A 6,706-nucleotide genomic window follows, 5' to 3' on the forward strand; every position below is an offset into this window, starting at 1 on the left:
GTACACCGCCGGCGGCGACTGGATCGTGGAAACCGCCGCCCCGGGCAGCGTCGACGTGGACGCGCTCATCGACCACACCGTGTTCGACGGCGCCGCCACCGGTGCCGAACTGTCCGAGATCGCGGCGGCGGCCGTCGATGCCGCACTGGACCGGCTCGATCCCGAGAACGGGATCGTGGTCCGGTTCGCCTGGCTGGAACCCGATACCGCGGACCGGCACGGTCATCTGGTGGTCATCGCGCACCACTTGGCGATCGACGGTGTGTCCTGGCGTGTGCTGGTACCGGATTTCGTACTGTCCGCCGTCGCGCGCAGCGCGGGCCAGACCCCGGAACTGCCCGCACCGGTCACGTCCATGCGGACGTGGGCGCATGCTCTCGAACGCAATGCACACAGTGCGGAACGGCGCGCGGAACTCGAGTACTGGCGGACCGTCGCTGGTACCGCCGATCCGCTGCTCACCGAGCGCCCGATGGATCCCGCGGTCGATACCGCCGGTGTCGTCGAGGTGCACGCGGTGCGGGTATCGCCCGAGGTCACCCAGGCGCTGCTCACCACGGTCCCGGCCCTGTTCCACGGTGGTGTGAACGACGGTCTGCTCACCGCGCTCGTCTTGGCGACCGCCGCGTGGCGGGCCCGGCGGGTGCCGGGAGCGCCGCTGGACGATCCGTTGCTGATCCGGCTCGAGGGTCACGGCCGTGAGGAAGAGGTCGTGCCCGGTGCCGATCTGTCCCGCACGGTCGGCTGGTTCACCGCGCTGTTCCCGGTCCGCTTCGAACCGGCCGGGATCGATATCGAGGCCGCGCTGTCCGGCGGCACGGAAATGGGCGCCGCGCTCAAACTCGTCAAGGAACAGCTGCTCGCCGTTCCGGACAAGGGTGTCGGTTACGGCCTGCTGCGGTACATGAACTCCGAGACCGCCGCGGACTTCCCGCAGATCATGCCGGGCCAGGTGAACTTCAACTACCTGGGTCGCGTCGGGGCCGGTGAGATCCCCGAGGAGATGCACGGTTTCGGCTGGCTGCCGACCACCGATCTGGCCGTCGACGTGGGCTACGACCCGGATATGCCGGCCATGGCGCTGCTGGATATCAACGCCATCGTCGCCGGCGACACCCTGACCGCGCGGATCGGCTACCCGGCCACCCAGCTGTCGGCGGACGAAGCCGCCGAGTTCGGCGAACTGTGGGTGCAGGCGCTGGAAGCCGTGGCCCGCCATGCCGAGTCCGCGGAAGCGGGCGGTTACACCCCGTCCGACTTCCCGCTCGTCGAGCTGACACAGCGGGATATCGAAGGCATCGAGCAGCGGTTCCCGCTGCCGGTCGCCGATATGTGGCCGCTGACCTCGCTACAGGCGGGCATGCTTTTCCACGCCCAGATCGCCGCCACCTCGGTGGACGTGTACACCGCGCAGGCGGTGCTCACGCTGACCGGCCGGGTGGATGCCGACCGGCTGCGGTCGGCGGCGCAGGCTCTGGTGGACCGCTACGAAAACCTGCGCACGGTCTTCGTGACCGACCGCGCGGGCAACTCGGTCCAGGTCGTCCTGGACGAGGTGCCGGTCGACTGGACCGAACACGACCGCAGCGCCACCGGTACCGCCGACGACTTGATCGAAGCCGACCGGCTGCGGCGCTTCGATCTCACCGAACCGCGGTTGATCAGGTTCACCCTGATCAAGACCGGACCGGCTGCCTGGCAGTTCGTAGTGTCGAACCATCACATCGTGCTCGACGGCTGGTCCATGCCGCTGCTCATGCGGGATCTGCTGGCGCTGTACGCGGTACACGCCGACCGCACCGCACTGCCGGCGGCCCGCTCCTACCGCCACTTCCTGGACTGGGTCGGCCGGCAGGACCACGACGCATCGCTGGCGACCTGGCGCGAGGCCCTGGCCGGGGTGAACGAACCGACGCTGCTCACCCGGCCGGATTCCGCGGGTGGAGCGTCCACCCACGAGATCGAGACGCTGTCCGGCGAATACGCCTTCGAACTGGACACCGCCGCCACTGCCCGGATCGTCGCGCTGGCCGCCGAACTCGGTGTCACCGCGAACACCGTGCTGCAGGTGGCGTGGGCGATCCTGCTCGGCCGGATCACCAGCCGCGAGGACGTGGTGTTCGGTGCGACCGTTTCCGGTCGTCCGCCGCAGCTGTCCGGTGTGGAGACCATGGTCGGGTTGTTCATCAACACGATCCCGGTGCGGGTACGGTTCGACCCGAGCGAATCCGCCCGCGATCTGCTCGCCCGGACCCAGGGCGAGCAGGCCGATCTGCTGGATCACCACTATGTGGGGCTGGCCGATATCCAGGCCGCGGCCGGGCAGTCCAACCTGTTCGACACCCTGTTGGTGTTCGAGTCGTATCCGGTGGACGCCGAGGGTATCCAGGAGCAGGCCACCGATATCGACGGGATGGCGGTGGCCGGGCTGACCGCGGTCGACGCCACCCACTACCCGCTGAGCCTGATCGCCACGCTGGGTAGCACACTGCGGATCCGCGCGGGATACCTGCGGGAACTGTTCGACGAGCCCGGTGTGTGCCGGATCGCCGGTCAGTTGGTGCGGGTGCTCACCACCCTCACCGCCGCACCGGACCGGCCGCTGGGCGAGATCGATCTGCTCGACGACGCGGAACGCGAACTGGTGCTGCGCGGCTGGAACGACACCGCCCATTCCGTGGATTCCACCGCGACCCTGGTGTCGATGTTCGATGCGCAGCTCGCCCGGACCCCGGACGCGCCCGCGCTGACCTTCGGCGAGGAGACGCTGTCCTACGCCGAATTCGCCGCCCGGGTGAACCTGCTGGCACGCTGGCTGATCGACCGCGGAGTCGGCCCGGAATCCTTCGTGGCCCTGGGGATGCGGCGTTCGATCGACCTGGTGGTCGGTATGTACGCCGTCACCGTTGCCGGCGGCGCCTACGTACCGCTGGATCCGGACCATCCGGCCGAACGTACGGAGTACATCCTCGCCACCGCCGACCCGGTGTGCGTGCTGACCTCCGCGGACGATCTGCCGATCGATACCGCCCAGGTGCGGATCGATAAGCTGGATCTGTCCGGGTACAGCGATACACCGATCACCGATCGGGATCGGGTGGCGCCCCTGCGTGCGGGTAACACCGCGTACGTGATCTTCACGTCGGGTTCGACGGGCCGGCCGAAGGGTGTGGCGGTGTCGCATGCGGCGATTGTGAATCGTCTGGTGTGGATGCAGTCCGAGTACGGTGTGCGGTCGTCGGATGTGGTGTTGCAGAAGACGCCGTCGACGTTCGATGTGTCGGTGTGGGAGTTCTTCTGGCCGTTGCAGGTCGGTGCGCGGTTGGTGGTTGCGAAGCCGGACGGTCATCGTGATCCGGCCTATCTGGCCGAGGTGATCGATACCGAGCAGGTCACGGTGGCCCACTTCGTGCCGTCGATGCTGACGGTGTTCGTGGCGGCGCTGCCCGGGGAAGCGGGCGCGCGGACGTGTGCGTCGCTGCGGCTCGTGTTCTCCTCGGGTGAGGCGCTTCCGGCGAAGCCTGCGCAGCGTTTGCGTGAGCTGACCGGTGCCGGGGTGCACAACCTGTACGGTCCGACCGAGGCCGCGGTCGACGTCACCTTCCACGAGGTGACCGATGCCGATACCGCCGTCGTGCCGATCGGCGCCCCGGTGTTCAACACCCAGGTGTACGTGCTGGACGCCCGGTTGCGGCCGGTCCCGGTCGGTGTCGCCGGTGAGCTGTACTTGGCCGGTACCCAGCTGGCCCACGGCTACGTGGCCCGCCCGGACCTGAGTGCGGATCGCTTCGTGGCGAATCCCTTCACCGCGGGCGAGCGCATGTACCGCACCGGTGACGTGGTGCGCTGGAACTCCACGGGCGAACTCGAGTACTTGGGCCGCTCCGATTTCCAGGTGAAACTGCGTGGTCTGCGGATCGAACTCGGCGAGATCGAAACCGCCCTGACCGATATCGACGAGGTCGCGCAGGCCGTGGTGGTGCTGCGCGGCGATACCCGCATCGGGGACCAGCTCGTCGGCTACCTGGTGCCCGCGGCGGGTGCGCCGCTGGATATCGAGGATGTGCGCGAGGATCTGTCCGCGCGCCTGCCGTCGTACATGGTGCCCGCCGCGTTCGTGGTGCTCGACGAGCTGCCGCTGAACGCCAGCGGCAAACTCGACCGGCGAGCGCTGCCTGCGCCGGTATTCGAGGCCCGCGTCTTCCGGGCGCCCTCGACTCCGATCGAGGAGATCGTGGCGAATACGTTCGCCGAGGTCCTCGGTGTGGAACGGGTCGGCGCGGACGACGATTTCTTCGAGCTGGGCGGTAACTCGCTGAGCGCGACCCGGGTGGCGGCCCGGTTGTCGGCGGCGCTGGACACCGATCTCGCCGTGCGGGAACTGTTCGAGGCCTCCACGGTGGCCGCGCTGGCGGCGCGCGCCGAAACCCATTCGGGTGCCGGCGGCCGGGTACCGCTGGTGCCGCAGCCGCGGCCGGCCCAGACCCTGCCCTCGGGCGAGGTCGTGGAGCGGGTGCCGCTGTCACTGGCGCAGCAGCGGATGTGGTTCCTGAACCGGTTCGATCCCGAATCGGCCGCCGACAACCTGCCGATCGCGGTCCGGTTGTCGGGTCTGCTGGACCGGCAGGCCCTGCAGATCGCGATCGCCGATGTGCTGGCGCGGCACGAATCGCTGCGCACGTACTACCCCGAGGTGGACGGGACCCCGTACCAGCAGGTGGTGCCCACCTCGGCGGTGATCCCGGATCTGACCACGGTGGACGTTTCGGAAACCGATCTGTTCGCGCGCATCGCCGAATTCGTCGGTACCGGGTTCGATGTCACCGCCGCGGTGCCGTTCCGAGTCCGGTTGTTCGAGGTGGACCCGACCGAGCACGTGCTGGTGGTCGTCGTACACCACATCTCCTCCGACGGTTTCTCCATGGGACCGCTGGCCCGCGATGTGGTCACCGCCTACAGCGCCCGGATCGAGGGCGGAGAGCCGGGCTGGCGCCCGCTCGAGGTGCAGTACGCCGATTACGCGCTGTGGCAGCGGCAGGTACTGGGGTCGGAGGACGATCCGGAGTCGGTGATCGCCGCGCAGATCGGGTACTGGGCCACGGAACTGGCCGGTATTCCGGAGCAGCTGGACCTGCCGGCCGACCGGTCGCGGCCCGCCGTGGCCTCCGGCCGGGGCGCGAGCCTGGACTTCGAGATCGACGATGCGGTGCACGCCGAACTGACCGAACTCGCGCGCAGCCGCGGGGTGACCTTCTTCATGGTCGTGCACGCCGCGTTCGCGGTCCTGCTGTCGCGGTTGTCGGGCGAATCCGACATCGTCGTCGGCACCCCGGTCGCCGGGCGCGGTGAACGTGCGCTCGACGAGGTCATCGGCATGTTCGTCAACACCCTCGCCTTGCGGACACCGATCGACGCCGAGGCCGGTTTCGCCGAACTGCTCGAGCAGGTCCGCGGTCACGATGTGGCCGCGTTCGGGCATGCGGATCTGCCGTTCGAGCGGCTGGTCGAGGTGCTGAACCCGGTGCGGTCGCAGGCGCGGCATCCGCTGTTCCAGGTGATGCTGTCGCTGCAGAACAACAATCCGCAGGTCAGCGGCGAGCTGCCCGGGTTGGCGATCAGCGGTATCGATTCGCCCATCGAGACAGCCAAGTTCGATCTGCATCTGGAACTCGCCGAACGGATCGGACCCACCGAAACCGGCGCGCACACCGCCCGCGGTGTCACCGCCAAGTTCATCTACGCGACGGATCTGTTCGACGAGGCCACGGTGGCCGGGTTCGCGGATCGGTTCACCCGGTTGCTGACCGCGGTCGTGGCCGATCCGACGGCACCGGTCGGGGATCTCGAGATCCTGGCCCCGGCGGAGCGGACACGGGTGCTGTCCGACTGGAACGCCACCGAACACCCTGTTTCCGCGGCGCTACTGCTCGACGGATTCCACCGGGCGGTCGCCGAGTACCCGGACCGGATCGCGGTGACCTCCGAGGGCGCCGAGGTGACGTACGCGGAGCTGGATGCGCGGGTCAACCGGTTGGCGCGGCATCTGATCGCGCAGGGTGTGGGCCCGGAATCGCTGGTCGGGCTGCTGATCTCGCGATCGCTGGACCTGGTGGCCGGGATGTACGCGGTCGCCGCCGCCGGCGGTGCCTATGTGCCGCTGGACCCGGCGCATCCGGCCGAACGGATCCGGCACATTCTGGACACCGCGGCACCGGTCTGCGTCCTGTCGACCACGGCCGATGCCGAGGCGCTCGGTACGGACGTGCCGGTCTTCACCCTGGACACCGTGGATGTCGCCGGGTACGCCGATACGCCGGTCACCGATGCCGATCGGGTCGCGCCGCTGCGTACGAGCAATACCGCGTACGTGATCTTCACGTCCGGTTCGACCGGTCGCCCGAAGGGCGTGGCGGTATCGCACGGGTCGGTCGCCAACCAGATCGCCTGGATAGTGGGCGAATACGGTATCGGCCGCGATGATGTGGTGCTGTTCAAGACACCGGCGACCTTCGACGTCTCGGTATGGGAATTGTTCGCGCCGTTGACCGTCGGCGGCCGGATGGTCGTCGCCGAACCCGACGGCCACCGCGACCCGCAGTACCTCGCGTCGGTGATCGCCGAGCAAGGGGTGACCGCGACCTCGTTCGTGCCGTCGATGCTGTCGGTGTTCGCCGAGAGCGCCGCGGCCGTCCCGGGTGCGCTGACG

Annotated in this window: 1 protein-coding gene; it reads left to right on the top strand. The window is 68.8% G+C overall.

The features are described 5' to 3' along the window. The coding region (locus tag NFL01S_RS33590) for a non-ribosomal peptide synthetase (RefSeq protein WP_157117318.1) at positions 1-6,706 on the top strand (6,706 nt) is incomplete at both ends.

The organism is Nocardia flavorosea NBRC 108225 (assembly GCF_001613385.1).
GTDB classification, from domain to species: domain Bacteria; phylum Actinomycetota; class Actinomycetes; order Mycobacteriales; family Mycobacteriaceae; genus Nocardia; species Nocardia flavorosea.